We start from the raw sequence: 20,017 nt of genomic DNA on the forward strand, positions 1-20,017 counted from the left end.
CCGCCGTCCGAGAAGCTGTCGGGGGTCACGTTGACGATCCCCATCAGCCGCGGGCGGTCCATCGAGAGGCCGAGCACCGGCGGGCGCGGCGTCAGGCTCAGCCGGTTCAGCTCGCCCGTGGGGCCGGGCATGAGCCGCGTCTCGACCGGCGCCGCCGGTCCCGGGGCGGCCAGCGCCGCCGCCACATCGGCCAGCGCCGCCGGGCCGTCCGGCGTGCCCGCCGCCGCCCCCGGCGCAGGGGCGTAGAACCGCGGCAGGTAGAGCGGCCCGCCCGCCTTGGGGCCGGTCCCCGACAGCCCCTCGCCACCAAAGGGCTGGCTGCCGACCACCGCGCCGATTTGGTTGCGGTTGACGTAGAGGTTGCCGGCGTGGACCGCGTCCGTCACCTCCTGCACGCGGCCGTCGATGCGGGTGTGCAGGCCGAAGGTCAGCCCGTAGCCGCGGGCATTTATGTCGTCCACCACCCGGTCGAGGTCCTCGGCGGCGAAGCGCGCGACGTGCAGGACCGGGCCGAACACCTCGCGGTCGAGATCGCCGATGCCGCCGACCTCGATCAGCGTCGGCGGGATGAAATGCCCGCCCGCGGGGGCCGCGACCTGATGGGCGATGCGGCGCCCGGCGAGGTAATCCGCGATCCCCTCCTGCGCCTCGGCGTCGATCACCGGGCCCACGTCGGTCTCGAGCCGGGCGGGGTCGCCGACCTGCAGCTCGTCCATCGCGCCCGCGATCATCTCGGTCAGCGGGGCGGCGATGTCGTCCTGCACATAGAGGCAGCGCAGCGCCGAGCAGCGCTGCCCGGCCGAGCGGAAGGCCGAGGCGACCACGTCGCGCACCGCCTGCTCGGGCAGGGCGGTCGAATCGACGATCATGGCGTTGAGCCCGCCGGTCTCCGCGATCAGCGGTGCACCGGGGGCAAGATGCGCGGCCATCGCCCGGGCGATGGTCTGCGCGGTCTCGGTCGAGCCGGTGAACACCACCCCCGCCACGCGCGGGTCCGAGGTCAGCGCCGCCCCGACCGTGCCCCCCTGCCCCGGTAGCAGTTGCAGCGCCGCAGCCGGCACGCCGGCCTCGTGGAGCAGCCGCACGGCGATGGCGGCGACGAGCGGCGTCTGCTCGGCGGGCTTGGCCAGCACCGCATTGCCCGCCATCAGCGCCGCCGCGATCTGGCCGGTGAAGATGGCCAGCGGGAAGTTCCACGGGCTGATCGCCGCGATGATCCCGCGGGGCGGGCGGTCCACCCCCTCGCCCTCGGCGGCGTAGTAGCGCAGGAAATCCACCGCCTCGCGCAGCTCGCCCACCGCGTCGGGCAGGGTCTTGCCCGCCTCGCGGGTGAGCGCCGCGAAGATCGGGCCGAAGTTCGCCTCGTAGAAGTCGGCGGCGCGGCGCAGGGCGGCGGCGCGGGCGGCGGGCGGGGCGTCCCACGGGCGGGCATCGGCAAGCGCGCGGGCGACGGTCGCGCCGTCGGCCTCGGTCACCTGCGCCACAGCCGCGCCGGTGGCGGGGTTGCGCACCGGCTGCACCGGGCCGGTCGGGGCCGAGACGGTCAGCGGCACCGCATCGGGCACCGTCACGTCGCGCGCCACGTCGATCCGCGCCAGCGTGGCCGCATCGCTGAGATCGAAGCCCCGCGCGTTCACCCGCCCGGCGCCGAAGATCGCCGCCGGGGCCGCGAGGCCCTTGGGCGCCCGCGCCTCGGAGAGCGCCGCGAAGGGGTCGCGGGCGATCTCGGCCGGGGTCACGCTCTCGTCGACGATCTGGTGGACGAAGGACGAGTTGGCGCCGTTCTCGAGCAGCCGCCGGACGAGATAGGCGAGCAGGTCGCGGTGCGCGCCGACCGGCGCGTAGATGCGGCAGCGCCCCTTCGTCTCGCGCAGGACGATGTCGTGCAGCCGCTCGCCCATGCCGTGCAGGCGCTGGAACTCGAACCGGATGTCGCCCGCCATCTCGAGCACGGCGGCCACGGTCTGGGCGTTGTGGGTGGCGAACTGCGGATAGATCCGGTCGGCCATGCCGATCAGCTTGCGCGCGTTGGCGAGATAGCTCACGTCGGTCGCGGTCTTCGAGGTGAAGAGCGGAAAGTCGGGCAGCCCCTCGACCTGCGCGCGCTTCATCTCGGTGTCCCAATAGGCGCCCTTGACCAGCCGGACCATGATCCGCCGGTCAAGCCGCGTGGCCAGCGCGTGCAGCCAGTCGATGACCAGCCCGGCGCGCTTGCCGTAGGCCTGCACGACCACGCCAAAGCCGTCCCAGCCGGCGAGGCTTTCGTCCGACAGCACCGCGCGGATGACCTTGAGCGAGAGCACCAGCCGGTCCTGCTCCTCGGCGTCGATGTTCATCCCCATGCCGGCCGCCTTGGCGGCCTGGGCGAGGCGCAGCACGACGGGCACCAGCTCCGCCATCACCCGCGCCTCCTGCGCGACCTCGTAGCGGGGGTGCAGCGCCGAGAGCTTGATCGAGATGCCGGGGTTCTGCGCCACGTCCGGCTTGTCGCAGGCGCGCGCGATGGCGGCGATGGCGTCGGCATAGGCGGTCTCGTAGCGGGCGGCGTCGGCGGCGGTCATCGCGGCCTCGCCCAGCATGTCGTAGCTGTAGCTGTAGCCCTGCGCCTCGCGCGTGCGGGCGCGGTCGAGCGCGGCCTCGATGGTCTCGCCCAGCACGAACTGTCGCCCCATCTCCTTCATGGCGCGGGTGACGGCGGCGCGGATCACCGGCTCGCCCAGCCGCCTGAGCGCGCCGCGCAGCGTCCCGGCGATGCCGCCCTGCGCGTCGTCCAGCACCTTGCCGGTCAGCATCAGCGCCCAGGTCGAGGCGTTGACGAGGCTCGAGGATGCCTCGCCCAGATGCTTGCCCCAGTCCGAGGGGGCGATCTTGTCCTCGATGAGCGCGTCGATCGTGTCGCGGTCGGGGACGCGCAGCATCGCCTCGGCCAGGCACATCAGCGCCACGCCCTCGCGGGTCGACAGCCCGTATTCCGACAGGAAATGCTCCATCAGCGAGGGCTTCGCCTCGGCGCGGATGCGGCGGACGAGGTCCTCGGTCCGCGCGGTGATGCGGGCGCGCGCCTCGGGCGACGGGGCGGCCTTGGCGAGGTCGGCCAGAAGCGCGGCCTCGTCGCGGAACTTGGCGTCGGTGGTGAAGCGGTCGAGGTCGGGCAGGCTCATGGTCGGGCATCCGCGCGAAAGGGGTTCAGGCCCGGATATAGGACGTTGCGTCTGGACGATCCGACCAAAGATGGCGAGGATGACAGGCGATCGGACCATATTGGGGGCGCCAGACTGACATGACCGACCAGCTTGACGCCGCGAACCGCAAGATCCTGCGCGAGCTGGTGGCGAACGCGCGGATCCCGATCAGCGAGCTGGCGCGCAAGGTCGGGCTGTCCAAGACCCCTGTCGCGCAGCGCATCCGCGCGCTCGAGGCGATGGGGCTGATCACCGGCTACCGCGCCATGCTGTCGCCGCTGAAGCTGGGGCTGACCCATGTCACCTTCATGCAGGTGCGGCTGTCGGACACCCGGCAGAAGGCGCTCGAGCAGTTCAACGCCGAGGTCCGCGCCATCCCCGAGATCGAGGAATGCTACATGATCGCCGGCGGCTTCGACTATCTGCTCAAGGTCCGCTCGCGCGACATGATCGAGTTCCGCCGGCTGATGGCCGAGCGCATCTCGGCGCTGCCCCATGTCGCCGCCACCTCGAGCTTCGTGGCGATGGAGGCGGTGGTCGAGCAGGGCTGGACCCCAAGCTGAGCCGCGGCGGCGCGCGGCGCTGCCGTCGGCCATTGCCCTCACCCCCTCTGCGGGCTAGGTGGCAAGGGACGACCGCGCCGTGCGGTCCGGGCCGCGGGCCCTGCCCCGACGGCAGCCCGGCCCGGGGGCCAGACGGCGCACGAGGCGGCACGGGAAGGGACGGCCCATGGAAATCTTTACCGCAGCCGGGTTCACGGCGCTGCTGCAGGTCATCGCCATCGACCTGGTGCTGGCGGGCGACAACGCCATCGTCATCGGCCTTGCCGCCGCCGGCCTGCCGCGCGAGCAGCGCAACAAGGCGATCCTCGTCGGCATCATCGCGGCCACGGTGCTGCGGATCTTCTTTGCCCTGATCACCACGCAGCTTCTGGCCATCAAGGGCCTGCTGCTGGTCGGCGGCGTCCTGCTGCTCTGGGTCTGCTACAAGATGTTCCGCGAGCTGCGCGCCGGCCACCCTGACCCCGAGCATCTGGAAGAGGTGATCGCGGGCGACGGCGACAATGTGGTGACGGCGACCGGCAAGGCGCCGCCGCGCAAGACCTTTGCCCAGGCCGCGATGCAGATCGTCATCGCCGACGTGTCGATGTCGCTCGACAACGTGCTGGCCGTGGCGGGGGCGGCGCACGGGCACACGACGGTGCTGATCGTCGGGCTGGTGCTCTCGATCGCGCTGATGGGGCTGGCCTCGACCTGGATCGCGCGGGTCATCAACCGCTATCCGTGGATCGCATGGGCGGGCCTGCTCGTGATCCTCTACGTCGCGCTCAAGATGATATACGAGGGCAGCCACCAGCTCGGCTGGATCTGAGGCTTCCCCTCTCTGCCCGCTGACCCCGGCCCGGCGCCCGCCGCGGCCGGGGTTTCTCGTTCATGGTCAGCGCAGCAGGCCGGGGTCCGGGCCGAGCGCGAGGCCGGGGAAGATGCGGTCCTCGATCACCCCCGGCGCGACGCCGAAGAGCCCGCGCAGCGCCCAGCCGGCATAGGCGCGCACGTCGCGCGTGGGCATCAGGTCGCGGTCCTGGTAGAGCGCGCCCTCGCCCAGGCCCGGCCAGTCGCCGAGCACGCGGCCGCCGCGCACCGCCCCGCCGGCGAAGAGCATCGCGCCCCCGGTGCCGTGGTCGGTCCCGCCCGAGCCGTTCTCGCGCGCGGTGCGGCCGAACTCGGTCAGGGCGAGGACGGCGGTGCGCGACCAGTTCGGGCCAAGCCCCTCGCGCAGGGTCAGCACGGCCTCGGCCAGCTGGCCCAGCGGGCGGGTGATGACCTGCGCCTGCCGGGCGTGGCTGTCCCAGCCGGTGAGCGAGAAAGCCGCGATCCGGGTCGCGCCGTTGAGCCGCCCGGCGGCAAAGGCGGCGAGCCGCGCGCCCTCGCCCTGCGGGCCGCCCCGGCGTCCCTCGCCCGCCATCGCCCCCGCCCCGCCGATCAGCGCCGCATCGGCGGCCGCGTCGCGGAACAGCGGGTCGTCGTGATAGACCTCGGCCAGAAGCCGCTGCGCCTGCGGGGTCAGCGCCAGCCGCGCCTCGGGCGCCCAGCTCAGCGCATGGGCCGGGCCCGAGAGGATCAGCATCTCCTCGGTGCCGACCGAATAGGCGGTCTCGGCGGTGGCGCCCGGGATCTCGGCCAGCAGGCGGTTCAGCCAGCCGCCCTTCTGCTGGTCGATGGGCAGGTCGTTGCCGGTCCCCGCCTCGAGCAGGTCCTGCCCGTCGAAATGGCTGCGCTTGTCGCGGTAGGGCGTGGCCGCGGCATGGGCGAAACCAAGCTCTCCGGCCTGCCAGAGGGGCATGAGGTCGGCCAGCGCCGGGTGCAGCGCGTAGAACCCGTCGAGGTCATGCGCCCCGCCCGCCGGCCCCACCGACAGCTCCGGGCGCAGCGCCCTGAGCGCCGGGTCGCCGTAGGGCTGCACCACATCGAGCCCGTCCATCGCCCCCCTGAGCACGATGACCACGAGCCGGTTCTCGCCCGGCACGGCGGCAAGGCTGATGGTGCTGAGCCACGGGTGCGCCGCCGCCGAACAGGCGGCGAGCGTGGCGGCCCTCAGGAAGCTGCGGCGGGTGGGCATGGCGTCCCCCTTTCAGCGACGGTTGAAGTCGGTCGAGGCGAGGACGAGCGCCACCCCCTCGCGCACCGTCTCGGCCCGCGGGACGGCGGTGGCCAGCGCCTCGGACGCGCTGCCGCCGAGGGCGGTGTCGATCAGCGCGCGGGGGTCGGGCAGCGGATCGACGAAGCGCGCGGGCACCCTCAGCGCCCAGTCGATCCGGGCCGCGAGCGTCTGCGGCGTGATCCAGTCGGCGGCGGCCTCGGGCCAGCCATCGGGGCCGCGGGCGCGGACGAAGGGCTGGCCCATGCGGGCAAGCGGCGCCCAGAGCAGGCGGTTGGCGTCGGGCGGCGCCAGCGCGAGCACCTCGGCCCCCGTCACGCCGAGCGCGCGCAGCCCGGCCACCACGAAGTCGAAGGGCTGGCGCGCCTTGGCCCGGAAGGTCGCGGAAAGGTCGGGGTGGCCCGCCAGCACCGCGTTGACCTGCGCCAGATCGCCGCCGCTGCCGCGCAGGGTCGCCGCGAGATCCTCGACCAGCCCCGCGGGCGGGTCATCGGCGGCGAAATGGATGGCGAGCTTGCGGGCCAGATGCGCCGCCGTGGCCGGCGCGGCGGCGAGGTCGCCGAGCGCGCGGGCGATCTCGGCCAGGCCGTCGCGGTCGTCGCCGCCGTAGCGGCGGCCCAGCACCGTCTCGACCCCCGGCTCGGCCATCTGCGGGCGGTAGGGCACCGGGTTGCGGGGGTTGAAGCTGAGGCCGGTGAAAAGCTCGGCCAGCGCCCGCACGTCGCCCTGCGCGTAAGGCGCCCCGACCCCGAGCGTGTGCAGCTCGAGCACCTCGCGCGCGAGGTTCTCGTTCAGCCCCAGCCGCTCGCGCGACCGCCGTATGGCCGCGCGCGAGTTCGGCCCGACGCTGCTCGTCTGGTTGAGATAGACGAGCATCATCGGGTGGGTGACGGCGGCCACCACCATGTCGCCCAAGCGCCCGCCGAGGTTCGGGCGGATCGCCTCATCGACCAGCGCGGCGGACAGCAGGTGCTGCGGCGGGTTCTGCGGCACGGTGGTGAAGTGATCGGCCCAGAACTGCACGAGCCGCTCGCCGAACCCCGAGGGCGCGTCGAGCGCCCGCGCGATCCGCCGTTGCAGCACGATCAGCCGCTGCTGGTCGATCGCATCGGCCAGCGCCTTGTAGCCCGCGGGGTCGAGCGTGCCCGCGTCCCGCGCCTTGCGCGCGTCGTCGAGGCGGATGATCGCGGCGGTGGCCTCGGCCCGGGTCCAGCCGTCCGGGCGGGCGGCGTCCGCGACCCCCGCGAGCATGCCCGCGAGGTCCGCAGGCGGGGCCATCCGCGGCGAGAGGCCGAAGCCCAGCCGGATCGCGGCGAGGGCGGGATAGTCGGGCGGGCGCATCGGCGCGTCCTCGGGCGCGGGCTGCGCCCCTGCCGTTATCGCAGGGCCGGGGCGGGCGCGCACCCGCCCTCACGCAAAGCTGATGCGCGGCGGGCGGCAACCCGCCTGCAGCTCAGCCGGGGCCGCGGTCGCCGGACGGTCAGGCGTCCTTCGGCAGCACCCGCAGGCGCAACTCGCGCAGTTGCTCGTTCGTGGGCTCGCTCGGCGCGCCCATCATCAGGTCCTCGGCGCGCTGGTTCATCGGGAACATGATGACCTCGCGGATGTTGCTCTCATCGGCGAGCAGCATCACGATCCGGTCGATGCCCGCGGCGCAGCCGCCGTGCGGCGGGGCGCCATAGCGGAACGCCTTGACCATGCCGCCGAAGCGCTTCTCGACCTCGTCGCGGCCGTAGCCGGCCAGCTCGAAGGCCTTGAACATGATGTCCGGCGTGTGGTTGCGGATGCCGCCCGAGATCAGCTCGTAGCCGTTGCAGGCAAGGTCGTACTGCCAGGCGTGGACCTTGAGCGGGTCGCCATTGAGCGCCTCGAGCCCGCCCTGCGGCATCGAGAAGGGGTTGTGCGAGAAGTCGATCTTGCCGTCGTCGCCGCGCTCGTACATCGGGAAGTCGACGATCCAGGCGAACTTGAACTGGTTCTCGTCGATCAGGCCCAGCTCGCGGCCGATCTCGGTCCGGGCGCGGCCGGCAACGGCCTCGAAGTCGGCCGGCTTGCCGCCGAGGAAGAACGCCGCGTCGCCCTCGCCCAGGCCAAGCTGGGTGCGGATCGCCTCGGTCGGCTCGGCCCCGAGCGCCTTGGCGATCGGGCCCGCGGCCTCGGTCGAGCCGTCCTCGGCCTTGCGCCAGAAGATGTAGCCCATACCGGGCAGCCCCTGCGCCTGCGCGAAGGCGTTCATCCGGTCGGCGAACTTGCGCGAGCCGCCAGTCGGCGCCGGGATGGCGCGGACCTCGGTGCCGTCCTGCTCCAAGAGCTTGGCGAAGATGCCGAAGCCCGAGCCGCGGAAATGTTCGGAGACGTCCTGCATCTCGATCGGGTTGCGCAGGTCCGGCTTGTCGGTGCCGTATTTGCGCAGGCTCTCGACATAGGGGATCAGCGGCCAGTCGGCGTCCACCCGGCGGCCGCCGCCGAAGGTCTCGAACAGGCCCTGGATCACCGGCTGGACGGCGGCGAACACGTCCTTCTGCTCGACGAAGGACATCTCGATGTCGAGCTGGTAGAAGTCGGTGGGCGAGCGGTCGGCGCGCGGGTCCTCGTCGCGGAAGCAGGGCGCGATCTGGAAGTAGCGGTCGAAGCCCGCGACCATGATCAGCTGCTTGAACTGCTGGGGCGCCTGCGGCAGGGCGTAGAACTTGCCCGGATGCAGCCGCGAGGGCACGAGGAAGTCGCGCGCGCCCTCGGGCGACGAGGCGGTGATGATCGGGGTCTGGAACTCGGTGAAGCCCGCGTCCCACATCGCGTCGCGCAGCCACTTGATGACGCGGGAGCGCAGCATGATGTTGGCGTGCAGCGACTCGCGCCGCAGGTCGAGGAAGCGATAGGCGAGGCGGGTTTCCTCGGGGTAGTCCTGGTCGCCGAAGACCGGCAGCGGCAGCTCGTCGGCCGGGCCGAGGATGGCCACGTCGGTGGCGTAGACCTCGATCTCGCCGGTGGGCAGCTTGGGGTTCACCAGCGCCGCGTCGCGCAGCTTGACGCGCCCGTCGATGCGGATGACCGTCTCGGCGCGCAGCTTTTCCAGCGTGGCAAAGGCGGGGCTGTCGGTGTCGGCGATCACCTGGGTCATCCCGTAGTGGTCGCGCAGGTCGATGAACAGCACGCCGCCGTGGTCGCGGACCCGGTGGACCCAGCCCGACAGGCGGACGGTCTGGCCGGCGTCGGCCGCGGTCAGGGCGCCGCAGGTGTGGGTGCGGTAGGCGTTCATCGGGCTGTCCTTTGTTGTCCGCAGCGCTTCAACGCCGCAGGGCGCGCGGTGTCAAGCCGCAGGACCCGGGCGCCGGCCGGGACGCGCCGGATATTTGCCGACGAGCGCGGGTGCGGCGGTGCTCAGAACGGCCGCACCACGTTGCCGGAATAGAAGAACGCCCCCATCCCGACGACGAAAAGCACGTTGCCGGCGATGGCGTGGGCGACCCACGCGGCCGGGAACCCGCGCTGCTGGTAGAGGCGGGCGAAGATCAGCCCGCCCACGAAGGTCATCACCGCCACGACCGCCGACCAGTACATGAGGTGGGCAAAGGAAAACACCGCCGCGTTCACCAGCCGGGCGCTGCGCGCGCTGCCCATCAGGGGGGCGTAGCGGTGGAAGTAGAGGGCGCGGAAGATCAGCTCCTGCGGCAGCGCCGAGAGCAGCGGGTAGAAGATCAGGATGAACGGCACGAAGCGCAGCCACGCGCGCGAGGTGTTGATCTCGAACCCCGGATGGGTGGCTACCATGATCGCGTAGCCGGTCAGCCCCACGCCGAGGCCGAACAGCGCCATGCGGCCCCAGCGGATCCGGCGCCAGCCGCGGACGAGCTCGCGCCAGTCGAACTCTCCGGTCCACCAGATCAGCGCCAGCCCGGCGAGGGTGAAGCCGAAGAGCGCCGGGAACAGCCCGCGCGGCGGCAGGAACAGCGCCATGGCCAGCGGCGCGCCGATGAAGAGGACGAGGAACTCGGCCCAGCGTCCGGCGCGCTGCATGGGATCAGCGCTGCGACCGGGAGGCCACCCAGCGGTTCCACTGGGCGCGGCTGCCGGCAAAGGCGTTCAGATCGACGTTGCCGCCGAAGCCCGGGGACGTCCCCGTGCCGGTGTACTGCCAGAAGGTCCAGCGCTGGCCGGGATAGATCCGCGACGGGTGATCGGCGACCGAGCGCAGCCAGAACTCGGCCCTGACCTGCCCCAGCGCGTTGTCGTGGTAGAAATCGACGGTGGTGTAGATGACCGGCCGCTGCCCGTAGTGATTGCCGACGATGGTCAGGAAGGTGTTGATCTCGCGGTGCACCTCGGCCGGGCTGGGGCGGAAGCGGCAGGTCCGCGACTGGTGGTTCCACTCGAGGTCCAGCACCGGCGGCAGCGCGCCGCGCTCGCGCGGGACGTTGGCGATGAACCACGCCGCCTGCTCGGCGCCCGAGCGGCAGAAGTAGTAGAAGTGATAGGCGCCGCGCGGGATGCCGGCCCGGCCAGCGCCGGCCCAGTAGGTACGGAAGGCGGGGTCCGAGTGGTCGGCCCCCTCGGTCGCCTTGATGAAGGCGAAGCTGATCCCGGCCCGGCGGGCGGTGTGCCAGTCCACGTTGCCCTGATAGCGCGAGACGTCGACGCCATGGACCTGGTGGTTGTAGGGGTGGCCCGAGGTCCAGACATGCGGCGCGCTGTCGCCGAGCGCGGGGACCGCGCCGCCGACGAAGCCGCCCTGCACCGACTGGCCCGAGCCGATGCTCGCGTCCGTCACCACGTGGCGCGTGCTGCCGCCCCCGCAGCCTGCCAGCGCCGTCACCGCCGCCAGCGCGACCGCCTTGATCCAGAGTTTCATGCGTCCCGCCTCGATCCCGTATTTCTTCTTTTGCCCGGGACTATTCCACAGCCCCGCGGCAAACGCCAAGCGGACCCGGCGGCGGCGGTCAGGCGGGGCCGTTCACGAAACCGTCAGCGGCCGCGCGGGGTCAGTTCATGTCGGGCACCATCTTGCCCGGGTTCATGATGTTGTTGGGGTCGAGCGCCCGCTTGATCGTGCCCATCACGGCCCAGGCGGGGCCGTGCTGCGCCTCCATCAGGTTCCGCTTGCCGACCCCGATGCCGTGCTCGCCGCTGATCGTGCCGCCCACGGCGAGCGCGCGGTGCGCCATCCGCTCGGCCACGCCCTTGGCAATGGCGATCTCGGCCTGGTTGCCGGGCTCGAGCAGCATCAGCACGTGGAAGTTGCCGTCGCCCACGTGCCCCACCACGTCCCCGATCAGCCCCGAGGCGTGCATGTCGGCCGAGGCCGCCGCCACCGCCGCCGGCAGCTCGGACATCGGCACGCAGATGTCGGTGCTGATCCCGGTAGCCCCGGGGCGCAGCTTCAGCGCCGCGTAATAGGAGGCATGGCGCGCCGCCCACAGCCGGTTGCGCTCTTCGAGGCTGGTGGCCCAGGCGAAGCCCGCGCCGTGATGCTCTTCGGCGATGGCGCCGAAGAGCTCCGCGTCGCGCTTGACCGCCTCGGGGGCGCCGTTGAACTCGACCATCAGATGCGGCTGCTCGGGGTAGTTCGAGCCGAGGTGCAGGTTTACCGCCCGCATCCCGAGCGCGTCCATGAACTCGATCCGCGCCATCGGCACGCCCATCTGCATGGTCTGCGCGACGCAGGTCACCGCGTCCTCGAGCGTCGGGAAGGCGCAGACGGCGGCGGCCACGTCCTCGGGCTGGCCGTGCAGGCGCAGCGTCAGCTCGGTGATGATCCCGAGTGTGCCCTCGGACCCGACGAGCAGCGCGGTCAGGTCGTACCCGGCCGAGGATTTCGCCGCCCGGCTGCCGGTGCGGATGATGGTGCCGTCGGCGAGCACCGCCTCGAGCCCGAGCACGTTCTGCCGCATGGTGCCATAGCGGACCGCGGTGGTGCCGCTCGCGCGGGTCGAGGCCATGCCGCCGAGGCTCGCGTTGGCGCCGGGATCGACGGGGAACATGAGGCCGGTGGCGCGCAGTTCCTTGTTCAGCGCTTCGCGGGTGACGCCGGGCTGGACCACGGCCAGCAGGTCGGCCGGGCGGATGTCGAGCACCCGGTCCATCCGCATCATGTCGAGGACCAGCCCGCCGCGGACGGCGAGCGCGTGCCCCTCGAGCGAGGTGCCCGTGCCCCAGCCGATCACCGGCACGCCGTGGGCGTTGCAGATTTTGAGGACGGCGGACACCTCTTCGGTCGTCAGCGGCCAGGCCACGGCATCGGGCGGCGGCGCGCTGTGGAACGTCTCGGACGCGCCGTGCAGCGTGCGATCCGATTCGCCGGTGGACAGCCGGTCGCCCAGCACCGCGCGCAGTTCCGAGAGGATGTGATCGGCGATGGGCATGGCAGGCGTCCTCGGGCTCGAGCGGCAGGGGGTGACGGCGCGCAGTCTTGCACCCGCGCGGGCCGAGCCTCAACCCCGGTTGGCATACCAGATCGGGCTTCTTGCCGGGCCCAATGCCCATGCCCCGCGCCCCAGGCGCGGCGGCAGGCGGTCAAACCGTCAGATCGCCCAGCGGCGCCGTCGCCGCGGCCAGCCAGCCGCGCAGGTCGGGGGGCAGCCGCGGCCCGACCTCGGCCGCAACGCGGGCGTGATAGGCGTCGAGCCAGGCGATCTCGGCCCGGCTCAGCATCCCCGGCTCGATCAGGCGCCGGTCGATGGGCACCAGCGTCAGCGTCTCGAACCCCAGCAGGTCGCGCCCGTCCGGGCCGGTCGCGGGCTCGACCGCGATCAGGTTCTCGAGGCGGATGCCCCACTCGCCCTCGCGGTAGTACCCCGGCTCGTTCGAGAAGATCATCCCCGGCTCGAGCGGCAGCTCGGACCGGCGCGAGATCCTGAGCGGCCCCTCGTGGACGCAGAGCGCCGCGCCGACGCCGTGGCCGGTGCCGTGGTCGAAATCCATCCCCGCCTGCCACAGCGGCGCGCGGGCCACCGCCTCGATGTCGCGCCCGGCGAGGCCGCGCGGGAAGCGCAGCCGCGACAGGCCGATCAGGCCCTGCAGCACGCGGGTATAGGCGTCGCGGGCGGCCTCGGGCGCCGGGCCGACAGCGATGGTGCGGGTGACGTCGGTGGTCCCCATTGGATACTGCCCGCCCGAATCGAGCAGCAGCAGCTCGCCCGACGCCACGGTGCGGTTGCTGGCCTCGGTCACCCGGTAATGCACGATGGCGCCGTTCGGCCCGGCGCCGCTGATCGTGTCGAAGCTGATGTCGGTGGCGCCCGCCTCGCGGCGGAAGCCCTCGAGCGCGCGGACCACGTCGATCTCGGAGAAGCGGCCGGGGGTCTGGGCGTCGATCCAGGCGAGCACGCGGACCATCGCCACCGCGTCGGCGAGATGGGCGTCGCGCATCCCCTGCAACTCGGCCGCGGTCTTGCGCGCCTTGGGCAGCGCCACCGGGTCGCGGTCCCGCACCACCGTCGCGCCCGCCGCCGTCAGCGCCGCGGCGACCGCCACCGGCGCGCTCTCGGGGTCGATCCGCACGGCGCCCTTCAGGGCCGACAGGGCGGCGGCGAAATCCTCGGGCGGGGCGATGGCGACGGCATTGCCGAGCGCGGCGCGCACCTCGGGGGTGAACTTCTCGGGCGCGGCGAAGAGCTGCACGGCGCCGGTGTCGTCGATGATGGCGAAGCTCTGCACCACCGGGTTGCGGGGGATGTCGGCCCCGCGCAGGTTCAGCAGCCACGAGATGCTGTCGGGCAGCGTCAGCACCGCCGCCCCCTGCCCCGCGGCCTTCAGGTCAGCTGCCACCTGCGCCCGCCGCGCCTCGGCCGAGGCCCCGGCCAGCGCCTCGGGGTGCAGGCGCGCCGCGCCCACGGGCGGGGCCGGGCGGTCGGTCCAGATCGCGTCGACGGGGTTTTCGATGCGGGTCAGCGTGACGCCGCTCCCCTCGAGTTTCGCGGTGAGCGCCTCGATCTCGGTCACGCCGTGCAGCCAGGGGTCGAACCCGGCCACCCCGCCTTGGGGCAGCGCCGCGCGCAGCCACTCGGCGGCGCCGGTCTCTGGCCAGTTGACGGGGGTCAGCACCGCGGGATCGGTCTCGGCCCGGACCTGCACCCGGTAGCGGCCGTCGATGAACACGCCCGCGCGGTCGGCGGTCACGATGGCGAAGCCGGCGCTGCCCGAGAACCCGGTCAGCCAGCGCAGCCGCGCGTCGCAATCGGCCACGTATTCGCCCTGGTGAGCGTCGGCGCGCGGCACCAGCACCGCATCGATCCCGCGCGGGGCCATCCACGCCCGCAGCGCGGCGATGCGCGGGGCTGCGTCCGCGGGCGCGCCGCCCGACTCGAAGCTCTGCCAGCCCATGCCCGGCCCCCTCAGTTCGACGCCGCCGGACCCAGCAGCGGGCCTGGGTCCGAGGCCCAGCCGTGCCGCGATTGCCCGGTGGCGAGCCCGGCCCGATAGACGGTGTTCATGTAGACCGGATCGAACGGCAGCCCCTGCGGCAACCGCAGCGCCGGCGGCACGGCGGTGACGTGGAAGTCGAAGCCGTCGCGGCGGGCCAGCCGCTCCATCTCGGTGATGTCGACCAGCGACTGCGCCTTGATCATGGTGCTGAGGCTGCGCCCGGCGATGGCCAGCGCGTTCTGGGCCACCGTCTCGGGCTCGGGCGAAAGCTTCGAGTTCCGCACCACCCACATCCGCCGCGGGCCGCGGCGCGGCGGCAGCGTGACCTCGGGCGGATAGGCGAAGACCCCGCGGGTCACGCCGCCGTCCACATGCATCTCCTGGAAGCGGTGGCCTTCGGCGACGACGTCGATGGCGACCGGCGGGAAGGCCGCGGGGATCGAGGCCGAGGCGAGCAGGATGGCGCGGATCAGGTCGACCCGGTCGGGCTGGCCCGAGGCCGCAATGCGGCCGATGTCCCAGATCACCTGCCGCTGGGCGTCGAGGTTGGTGGTCCCGATCAGCAGCATCCGCCCCTTGCGCCGCTCGGCCGCGATCTCGTCCACCATGGCCGGGGTGACGATGGCGGCGATGCGGTCGCGCAAGGGCGAGCTGTCGCCGACCGACGGCGCCCCGGTCAGCACCTGCAGCGGTTTCAGCAGCACCACGTCCGAGCGCCGGGTCTGGGTGTAGGAGCGTTTCAGCTCGTTGTCGTAGCGCGGGCCGAGGAAGGCCAGCGGCGCGATCAGCGCCCCGGTCGAGACGCCGGTCACCATGTCGAACTCGGGCCGGTCGCCGCGCTGGGTCCAGCCGATCAGCAGCCCGGCGCCGAACGCCCCGCCGTCGCCGCCGCCCGACAGCGCGAGAATGTCCACCGCGTCGGTGCCGCGCAGCCGCGCCAGCGCCGCCGTGCCCAGCGAATCGGTCTGCGCGTCGCTGGGGCCGATGACGTTGCCATAGGCGCGGATGCGGCCGTAGCCGGGCGGCTCGGCCGTGAGCGTCACGGATGCGGGCACCGCGGGCAGGTGGCGCACCGGCCCGAGGTCGCAGGCGGCGGTCGAGAGTGCCGCGGCCAGCAGCACGAAAGTGCGGGCGGCCCGGCCCGCGCGGTTCGCTGTCGTCATCCGGTCCCGGCCCCTGCCTCTCATGCCCATCTTCACCCTCAGCGCCGCGCGCTGCCGGCCAGCGCCCGCGCGCGCTTCCGCGGGTCGCTCTCGAACAGCGCGGCGAGCTGTTCGGTGATCGCCCCCGCCAGCTGCTCGGCGTCGGTGATCGTCACCGCGCGCTGGTAGTAGCGGGTCACGTCATGGCCGATGCCGATGGCGATCAGCTCGACCTGGCGGCGCTTTTCCACCATCGCGATCACGTCGCGCAGGTGCTTTTCAAGGTAGATCGCCGGGTTCACCGACAGCGTCGAATCATCGACCGGCGCCCCGTCCGAGATCACCATCAGGATCTTGCGCGCCTCGGTGCGCCGCACCATCCGGCGGTGCGCCCACTCCAGCGCCTCGCCGTCGATGTTTTCCTTCAGAAGCCCCTCTTTCATCATCAGCCCGAGGTTGGGGCGCACCCGCCGCCACGGCGCGTCGGCGGATTTGTAGATGATGTGGCGCAGGTCGTTGAGCCGCCCCGGCGTCGCCGGGCGCCCGGCCTTGAGCCACGCCTCGCGGCTCTGCCCGCCCTTCCAGGCGCGGGTGGTGAAGCCGAGGATCTCGACCTTGACCTGGCTGCGTTCGAGCGTGCGGGCCAGCACGTCGGCGCACACCGCGGCGATCGAGATCGGCCGGCCGCGCATCGAGCCCGAGTTGTCGATCAGCAGCGTCACCACCGTGTCGCGGAACTCGGTGTCCTTCTCGACCTTGAAGCTGAGCGGCGTCGTCGGGTTCGCCACCACGCGGGCCAAGCGGCCGGCGTCGAGCACCCCTTCTTCCTTGTCGAACTCCCAACTGCGGTTCTGCTGCGCCTGCAGGCGGCGCTGCAGCTTGTTGGCCAGCCGCGAGACCGCGCCCTTGAGCGGCTCGAGCTGCTTGTCGAGATAGGCGCGCAGCCGCTCGAGCTCGGCCGGCTCGGCCAGATCCTCGGCCCGGATCTCCTCGTCGAAGGACTGGGTGAAGACCTTGTAGTCGGTCGAGGCCTCGCTGACCGGCGGCGGCAGCTCGGGCGGCATCTCGCTGTCCGGCATCTCGGCGTCTTCGACCAGCTCCTCCTCGGACTGGTCGTCGAGGCTGACCTGCGCCTGGCGCTCGTCCTCGGTCCGCTCCTGGCTGCGCTCGGGGCTGGCCTCGGCGTCCTCGCCCTCCTGCTCTTCGCGGGACTGGTTGTCGCCCGATTCGGGGTCGGGCTCGGCGTTCTCGTCGGCCTCGTCCTGCTGCGGCTCGTCGGGGTCGTCGCCGAGCTGGTCGCCGTAGCCGAGTTCCGCGATCATCCGCCGGGCGAGCCGCGCGAAGGCCGCCTGATCGGCGAGCGCCGCGTTGACGTCGGCGAGCGCGCCGCCCGCCTGCTGCTCGACGAACGGGCGCCACAGGTCGGCGACGTGCTGGGCGGCAGGGGGCAGAGCCCGCCCCGTCGCGGCCTGCCGGACCAGATAGCCGGCCGCGGCGGCCAGCGGCGCGTCGGCGGCGGCGCGGATCTGGCCGTAGCCCTTGCGCTCGGCCTCGGCCCCGAGCCGCGCGTCGATGTTCGACAGCGCCCCCGGCATGTCGCGGGCCCCCAGCGCCTCGCAGCGCGCGGTCTCCATCGCCTCGTAGAGCTCGCGCGCCATCGGCCCCGCGGGGGCGTAGCGGGCGTGGGTGGCGTCGTCGTGGTGGCGCAGCCGCATGGCGAGCGCATCGGCGGTGCCGCGGGCGAGCAGGATCTCCTCGCGCGTCATCCGGCGGCTGACCTGCGGCAGGCGCATGGTGTCGCCCGCGACGCCCGAGGGGTCGGCGGTGTAGGTGACGTTCAGCTCACGCTCGTCGGCCAGCGCGCGGGTGGCCTCGGCCAGCGCCTTCTTGAACGGATCGGCGGGGTTGTCGGCGGGTTTCATGGGGGTGTTGTGGGCCGTTCCGGGGCGGCTGTCCATACGGCGCGGCGGGCCGCGACGCGCCGGACCGGGGCGCTGCCCCGGACCCCGGGGTATTTGGGCCGGAAAGAAACGATGCCGCGCCGGGCGACGTTGGGACGCGACGCCCGACCCGGAGGACCGCCCATGCGCCGCGCCGCTTTCTGCCTTCTGCTCACCACCCTTGCGCCGCTGCCGGCGCTGGCGGCGGACGCCTGCCGGGCGGCGTATGAGCGGGGCTTCACCGAGGGGGTCGCGGCAGTCAACGCGCAGCTGGGCGCGGTGACGGCGCAGATGCAGCGCGACGTGCAGGCGCAGGTGAACGCCCAGCTCGCTACGCTGGACGCGCAGCGCAACGCGGAGCTCGAGGCCCGTCTGGCGGCGGCGCAGGGCGAGGCGCTGGCGGCGCAGGGACCGGTGCAGGCCCGTGGGGAAGGCGGCGTGGCGGTGATGCCCGCCATGCCGACCTTGCCACCGCTGGTGAGGGCGCCGGGCGGCGGGATCGCGCCGGCGCGGCCGGACGGCACGTTGCCGGGGGCTGCGGCGACCGCGGACATGGCGGCGCGTGGGACGGCGGGGCTGCCAGACGATCCGGCGGCGCTGCCGGCCGGGACGACGATCACCATCTCGGATCCGCAGGCGCTGCCGCCCGAGCTTTACCGCGCGCTGGTCGACTTCACCCGCTGATCTCGCTGACCGCGACGCTCTGGCGCTGCATGGTGGCGTTGGTCATCGTGGTCAGGAACGCCACGTCGAGCGCGTCGCGGCCGACCGCGATCAGCGCCATCTGGTCGGCGTGGGCCATGCCCGTCGCGTCGATCAGGTGCCAGGCGCCGTCCAGGTAGACCTCGGTCACCGCGTGGAAGTCGGGTGGCGTCACGCCGGGCGCGAAGACGCTGGCGATGCGCGCCGGGACCTGGGCCGCGCGGCACAGCGTGATCATCAGGTGGGCGTAGTCGCGGCAGACCCCCTGCCGGTCGATGAAGCTGTCGATGGCGGTGGTGTCGATCGTGCTCGACCCGCTGACATAGGTCAGGTGGCCGGCGATCCAGTCTCGGATCGCCTCGACCCGCGCGCCCCCGGTCAGCCCGCCGAACTGCTGGCCCGCGAAGGTCACGAAGCGGTCCGAGGGGCAGTAGCGCGAGGGCAGCAGATAGCGCAGCGCGTCGCCCGGCAGCTGGTCGAAGGGCACGTCCGAGAGGGACGCGAAATCCGGGCGCGGGCGCGTGACCTGGACCTCGGCGTGGTAGCTGCAGGTCAGGTGATCGGCGGCGCGGACCACGATCTTCTCGCCGATCCCCTCTTCGCCCGGGACGCGGGCGAAATGCTCGAGCGGGCCGAGGTCGATGTGGGCCTGCACGATCTCTTGTCCCAACGCGCCGGCGGCCTCGATCGACAGGATGGCGGGGCCGGGCGCGCTCAGCGCGTAGTCGAGCGCGACGTCGATCGAAAGGCGCATGGCAGGTCCTGCTGAGGCTGGGGCGTGGCCGCCATCCCTACGCCGCGCCTGCGCCCCGGCAAGGGGGCGGGGCGCGCGACGTGGCGGCGGATCAGGGGCGGTGGGTGCCGGCTGCGCTCAGCCGGCGCGGGCTGCCGCGCTTTCGGGCAGTTCCTCGTCGAAGAGGCGCTGGTAGAACTCGGCCACCGTCTGGCGCTCCAGCTCGTCGCACTTGTTCAGGAAGGTCAGCCGGAAGGCATAGCCCACGCTGTCGAAGATGCGCGCGTTCTGCGCCCACGAGATCACCGTCCGCGGGCTCATCACCGTCGAGAGGTCGCCCTGCATGAAGGCGGTGCGCGTCAGGTCGGCGAGCGTCACCATCTGGGCCACGATCTTGCGGCCCTTCTCGGTGTTGTACTGCGGCACCTTGGCGATGACGATCGCCGTCTCGGCGTCGTGGCTGAGGTAGTTCAGCGTGGCGACGAGGTTCCAGCGGTCCATCTGGCCCTGGTTGATCTGCTGGGTGCCGTGGTAAAGGCCAGTCGTGTCGCCCAGGCCCACCGTGTTGGCGGTGGCGAACAGGCGGAAATACGGGTTCGGGGTGATGACCTCGTTCTGGTCGAGCAGCGTCAGCTTGCCGTCCGCCTCGAGCACCCGCTGGATCACGAACATCACGTCCGCGCGCCCGGCGTCGTATTCGTCGAAGACGATCGCGGTCGGGTTCCGAAGCGCCCAGGGCAGGATGCCCTCGTGGAACACGGTGACCTGCTTGCCGTCCACCAGCTTGATCGCATCCTTGCCGATCAGGTCGATGCGGCTCACGTGGCTGTCGAGGTTGACGCGCACGCAGGGCCAGTTGAGGCGCGCCGCGACCTGCTCGATATGGGTGGATTTCCCGGTGCCGTGGTAGCCCTGGATCATCACCCGGCGGTTGTAGGCAAACCCCGCGAGGATGGCGAGCGTGGTGTCGGGGTCGAACTTGTAGGTGCTGTCGAGGTCCGGCACGCGCTCAGTGCGCTCGGCGAAGCCCCTGACCTTGATGTCGCTGTCGATCCCGAAGACGTCACGGACGTCGATCTCTTCGGTCGGTTTCGCGTGCATATCCAGATCGGCCATCGCTCGGTCCCCTTCGCCTGTCGAGCCGTGATGGAGCATCCGCGCCCGGGGTGCAAGGGACCGCGGGGGCCTCGCCCGTCTGCGGCGGCGTGTGGGGCCGGACGCTGCGGCGCTGCGGGCCCGGGCCGCGCGAACCGATTGACGCGTCCGGCGTTCACGGGCACCACCGGGGACTGAACCTTA

General features: G+C 72.6%; 15 protein-coding genes. 3 read left to right on the forward strand and 12 right to left on the reverse strand.

Features of this window, described 5'->3' with window-relative positions:
• Nucleotides 1-3,161: bifunctional proline dehydrogenase/L-glutamate gamma-semialdehyde dehydrogenase PutA (gene putA / locus ACFHYO_RS03260; protein ID WP_394318348.1), on the reverse strand; the 3,161-nt coding region annotated here is incomplete at its 3' end.
• A 119-nt stretch (nt 3,162-3,280) separates the two neighbouring features.
• On the opposite strand from putA, the gene ACFHYO_RS03265 reads away from it, so the two are divergent.
• A complete protein-coding gene (locus tag ACFHYO_RS03265) occupies nt 3,281-3,745 on the forward strand; it encodes an Lrp/AsnC family transcriptional regulator (protein WP_036701315.1) in 465 nt (154 codons plus the stop codon).
• 166 nt (nt 3,746-3,911) lie between these two features.
• Nucleotides 3,912-4,553, forward strand: coding sequence for a TerC family protein (locus tag ACFHYO_RS03270; RefSeq protein ID WP_394318350.1), 642 nt, complete (start codon nt 3,912-3,914; stop codon nt 4,551-4,553).
• A gap of 66 nt (nt 4,554-4,619) precedes the next feature.
• On the opposite strand, the gene ACFHYO_RS03275 is transcribed toward ACFHYO_RS03270, so the two are convergent.
• From ACFHYO_RS03275 to cobT, 9 genes are all read right to left on the reverse strand, one after another.
• On the reverse strand, nt 4,620-5,801 hold the full coding sequence (locus tag ACFHYO_RS03275; protein WP_394318352.1) for a DUF1501 domain-containing protein: 1,182 nt from the start codon (nt 5,799-5,801) through the stop codon (nt 4,620-4,622).
• 12 nt (nt 5,802-5,813) lie between these two features.
• Nucleotides 5,814-7,181: a DUF1800 domain-containing protein gene (locus ACFHYO_RS03280; RefSeq protein ID WP_394318354.1), complete on the reverse strand. Its 1,368-nt coding sequence runs from the start codon at nt 7,179-7,181 to the stop codon at nt 5,814-5,816.
• A 139-nt stretch (nt 7,182-7,320) separates the two neighbouring features.
• Entirely contained in the window at nt 7,321-9,099 is a 1,779-nt protein-coding gene (gene aspS, locus ACFHYO_RS03285; protein WP_394318356.1) for an aspartate--tRNA ligase, read from the reverse strand.
• Nucleotides 9,100-9,221: 122 nt separating this feature from the next.
• Nucleotides 9,222-9,857 (reverse strand): CPBP family glutamic-type intramembrane protease, encoded by a 636-nt coding sequence (locus tag ACFHYO_RS03290; protein WP_168783666.1) that lies wholly within the window; start codon nt 9,855-9,857, stop codon nt 9,222-9,224.
• A gap of 4 nt (nt 9,858-9,861) precedes the next feature.
• A complete protein-coding gene (locus ACFHYO_RS03295; protein WP_394318358.1) occupies nt 9,862-10,689 on the reverse strand; it encodes a glycoside hydrolase family 25 protein in 828 nt (275 codons plus the stop codon).
• A 130-nt stretch (nt 10,690-10,819) separates the two neighbouring features.
• The gene (locus tag ACFHYO_RS03300) at nt 10,820-12,199 is read right to left on the reverse strand and encodes an FAD-binding oxidoreductase (RefSeq protein ID WP_394318360.1); all 1,380 of its coding nucleotides are present in this window, start codon (nt 12,197-12,199) and stop codon (nt 10,820-10,822) included.
• A 151-nt stretch (nt 12,200-12,350) separates the two neighbouring features.
• The gene (locus ACFHYO_RS03305) at nt 12,351-14,159 is read right to left on the reverse strand and encodes an aminopeptidase P family protein (protein ID WP_394318362.1); all 1,809 of its coding nucleotides are present in this window, start codon (nt 14,157-14,159) and stop codon (nt 12,351-12,353) included.
• A gap of 11 nt (nt 14,160-14,170) precedes the next feature.
• Complete coding sequence (locus tag ACFHYO_RS03310) at nt 14,171-15,364, reverse strand: patatin-like phospholipase family protein (RefSeq protein ID WP_394318364.1); 1,194 nt, start codon at nt 15,362-15,364, stop codon at nt 14,171-14,173.
• A gap of 38 nt (nt 15,365-15,402) precedes the next feature.
• Nucleotides 15,403-17,265 (reverse strand): cobaltochelatase subunit CobT, encoded by a 1,863-nt coding sequence (cobT, locus tag ACFHYO_RS03315; RefSeq protein ID WP_394318366.1) that lies wholly within the window; start codon nt 17,263-17,265, stop codon nt 15,403-15,405.
• Between the two features lie 162 nt (nt 17,266-17,427).
• On the opposite strand from cobT, the gene ACFHYO_RS03320 reads away from it, so the two are divergent.
• Complete coding sequence (locus ACFHYO_RS03320) at nt 17,428-17,967, forward strand: hypothetical protein (RefSeq protein WP_394318368.1); 540 nt, start codon at nt 17,428-17,430, stop codon at nt 17,965-17,967.
• Here ACFHYO_RS03320 and ACFHYO_RS03325 read toward each other — a convergent pair.
• Both ACFHYO_RS03325 and cobS read right to left on the reverse strand, forming a co-directional pair.
• The gene (locus tag ACFHYO_RS03325) at nt 17,957-18,739 is read right to left on the reverse strand and encodes a transglutaminase-like domain-containing protein (protein ID WP_394318370.1); all 783 of its coding nucleotides are present in this window, start codon (nt 18,737-18,739) and stop codon (nt 17,957-17,959) included. The genes ACFHYO_RS03320 and ACFHYO_RS03325 overlap by 11 nt on opposite strands.
• Before the next feature lie 117 nt (nt 18,740-18,856).
• Entirely contained in the window at nt 18,857-19,834 is a 978-nt protein-coding gene (gene cobS / locus ACFHYO_RS03330) for a cobaltochelatase subunit CobS (RefSeq protein WP_036709607.1), read from the reverse strand.
• Nucleotides 19,835-20,017: the final 183 nt, after the last annotated feature.

The organism is Paracoccus panacisoli, assembly GCF_042435015.1.
GTDB classification, from domain to species: domain Bacteria; phylum Pseudomonadota; class Alphaproteobacteria; order Rhodobacterales; family Rhodobacteraceae; genus Paracoccus; species Paracoccus panacisoli.

What these genes read in the sequence shown, in the direction of transcription:
- ACFHYO_RS03275 (WP_394318352.1), bottom strand. Translation starts at nt 5,801, where the DNA reads ATGCCCACCCGCCGCAGCTTCCTGAGGGCCGCCACGCTCGCCGCCTGT.
- ACFHYO_RS03290 (WP_168783666.1), bottom strand. Translation starts at nt 9,857, where the DNA reads ATGCAGCGCGCCGGACGCTGGGCCGAGTTCCTCGTCCTCTTCATCGGC.
- aspS (WP_394318356.1), bottom strand. Translation starts at nt 9,099, where the DNA reads ATGAACGCCTACCGCACCCACACCTGCGGCGCCCTGACCGCGGCCGAC.
- ACFHYO_RS03265 (WP_036701315.1), top strand. Translation starts at nt 3,281, where the DNA reads ATGACCGACCAGCTTGACGCCGCGAACCGCAAGATCCTGCGCGAGCTG.
- ACFHYO_RS03310 (WP_394318364.1), bottom strand. Translation starts at nt 15,364, where the DNA reads ATGACGACAGCGAACCGCGCGGGCCGGGCCGCCCGCACTTTCGTGCTG.
- ACFHYO_RS03280 (WP_394318354.1), bottom strand. Translation starts at nt 7,181, where the DNA reads ATGCGCCCGCCCGACTATCCCGCCCTCGCCGCGATCCGGCTGGGCTTC.
- ACFHYO_RS03300 (WP_394318360.1), bottom strand. Translation starts at nt 12,199, where the DNA reads ATGCCCATCGCCGATCACATCCTCTCGGAACTGCGCGCGGTGCTGGGC.
- cobT (WP_394318366.1), bottom strand. Translation starts at nt 17,265, where the DNA reads ATGAAACCCGCCGACAACCCCGCCGATCCGTTCAAGAAGGCGCTGGCC.
- ACFHYO_RS03325 (WP_394318370.1), bottom strand. Translation starts at nt 18,739, where the DNA reads ATGCGCCTTTCGATCGACGTCGCGCTCGACTACGCGCTGAGCGCGCCC.
- ACFHYO_RS03320 (WP_394318368.1), top strand. Translation starts at nt 17,428, where the DNA reads ATGCGCCGCGCCGCTTTCTGCCTTCTGCTCACCACCCTTGCGCCGCTG.
- ACFHYO_RS03270 (WP_394318350.1), top strand. Translation starts at nt 3,912, where the DNA reads ATGGAAATCTTTACCGCAGCCGGGTTCACGGCGCTGCTGCAGGTCATC.
- ACFHYO_RS03305 (WP_394318362.1), bottom strand. Translation starts at nt 14,159, where the DNA reads ATGGGCTGGCAGAGCTTCGAGTCGGGCGGCGCGCCCGCGGACGCAGCC.
- cobS (WP_036709607.1), bottom strand. Translation starts at nt 19,834, where the DNA reads ATGGCCGATCTGGATATGCACGCGAAACCGACCGAAGAGATCGACGTC.
- ACFHYO_RS03295 (WP_394318358.1), bottom strand. Translation starts at nt 10,689, where the DNA reads ATGAAACTCTGGATCAAGGCGGTCGCGCTGGCGGCGGTGACGGCGCTG.